The following is a 1,577-nucleotide window of genomic DNA, read 5'->3' on the forward strand; positions in this document are numbered from 1 at the left end:
AGTCCTGTGGTAAGAGCTATTGAAGTAATAATACTTATCCGCAGGAAACGGTTTACGAATCCGGAAAGTGGCATATCTATAGCGCCACGGATGATAAGCCATCCGTAGATGATGAAAGCGATTGTGATTCCAATTGAAACGAAGGGTGTAATTGTAACAATTGCTTTTGAGGAAACATCCGTGACATATGTTTTTGTTATCTGATCAATTTTATTGAAAAGTTGCGTGAAAACTGTAAAGTTCATGGAATTCCTCTTTAACGAATTTTCAATTTTTTATCACTTTGGAACATAGATACATGCTAAACGCCTCATTTTCATTTATACATTACCTAAGTGTTTTCAGCATGATATCTTGGCTTTGATAAAATCTTTGTGCTTCTCTTAATTGTTCAGAGAGTACTGAACCTTCTACATCGGCTTTTGTTTTCATCGTATGGTAGGCATTCCTTTTTTTTCATGATCAAAAATTTTCATATCAAGTTCGCGTCTTTTCCTTTTGATAAGTGATTGCTCAGCGTCACGTAAATGCGCTACCATTTCCATCTTTATAAATTCATTTTGGATCATGGCTAACGAACCATCGATATGTGCTTGAAGATCTGCAGTATCTTTCAGGTTTTCTTTTGTTTGAAGTTCATTAAATAGATTTTTGAGGTATTGAAAACGATTTTCTACGTTTTCAAAACTTTTTAAAGTTACAGCTTTATCTAGTATCGATGCAAATTGTAAACGCTCTGAAATAGTTTTGCCCATTTGATCAAAAGGCCCAGAAACTTTGTTTTCGTCCTCTAATACCTCTTGATATGATTTCCTTGAAAGCTTATCACTCTTATAGAACGATTCTGGTTCTTTGAGAAAAAAACTAGAAAAATCTATAGTTTTAGGTCCAGTTTTTTGACTATTTGTTATAGCCTGATAGGTTTTTTCTGTTTGCGAAAGTTGTTCTTTTTTCAACTCAAGCTGTTTTTTTAAGAGCTCAATAATTTCCCCTTTTTTTAATAGATTAGTAAGCTCCAGATATTTTGCTGATGGAGCAGATACGAAAGTTGATTTAGGTACCTGAGCTGTGGGAGATATTGGAGGTGTGTTAGATGGCTTAGAGCCACTAGGTTTGGACGGTACGCGATTTCTCATCGTTCCAAAATTAGAAAGGTCAATTTTAATATCGGGTGGAAGTTTACGTGGTGGCTCATAGCCTTTTGGTGGTTTTGGTTTATAATTGTTGCTTGAATCGAGATTTCCTGACCCTATAGTAGGAACTGCAAAACGGCTATGACCTCCTCCTTGCTTAGTAAGAGTGTTACTTCTTGCTAAGTTTGTTGTTCCAAGAAAAGCACTAATCGCTATGATAATAATCAGCTTTTGCATATTTCACACCTTTTAATTTTCACATATTTAGAAAGACTGACCATTACATTATTAACTTCATAAATCAGTTTATGAGATTCCGTTGTCTCCTCGCTTGATTTCGGCAGGGATTGTTTTATTAATAGGCACACGGTTCCTATCATTGGGCTGTTTTAGCTTTGGTGCTAATGCACAAGCCGATAAAAGGTTTGCAATCAAAATTATAAG

General features: G+C 35.3%; 3 protein-coding genes. All 3 read right to left on the reverse strand.

Going from position 1 to position 1,577, the window contains the following annotated elements:
* A partial coding sequence (locus ACFINO_RS09730) for a type IV secretion system protein (protein WP_375612561.1) occupies window positions 1-245 on the reverse strand: 245 nt, incomplete at its 3' end.
* Window positions 246-428: 183 nt separating this feature from the next.
* On the reverse strand, window positions 429-1,370 hold the full coding sequence (locus ACFINO_RS09735) for a type IV secretion system protein (protein WP_375655614.1): 942 nt from the start codon (window positions 1,368-1,370) through the stop codon (window positions 429-431).
* Window positions 1,371-1,439: 69 nt separating this feature from the next.
* The gene (locus ACFINO_RS09740) at window positions 1,440-1,574 is read right to left on the reverse strand and encodes a TrwH protein (protein ID WP_375655616.1); all 135 of its coding nucleotides are present in this window, start codon (window positions 1,572-1,574) and stop codon (window positions 1,440-1,442) included.
* Window positions 1,575-1,577: the final 3 nt, after the last annotated feature.

Origin of the sequence: Bartonella sp. AA83SXKL (assembly GCF_042196965.1) — a bacterium.
GTDB lineage: Bacteria > Pseudomonadota > Alphaproteobacteria > Rhizobiales > Rhizobiaceae > Bartonella.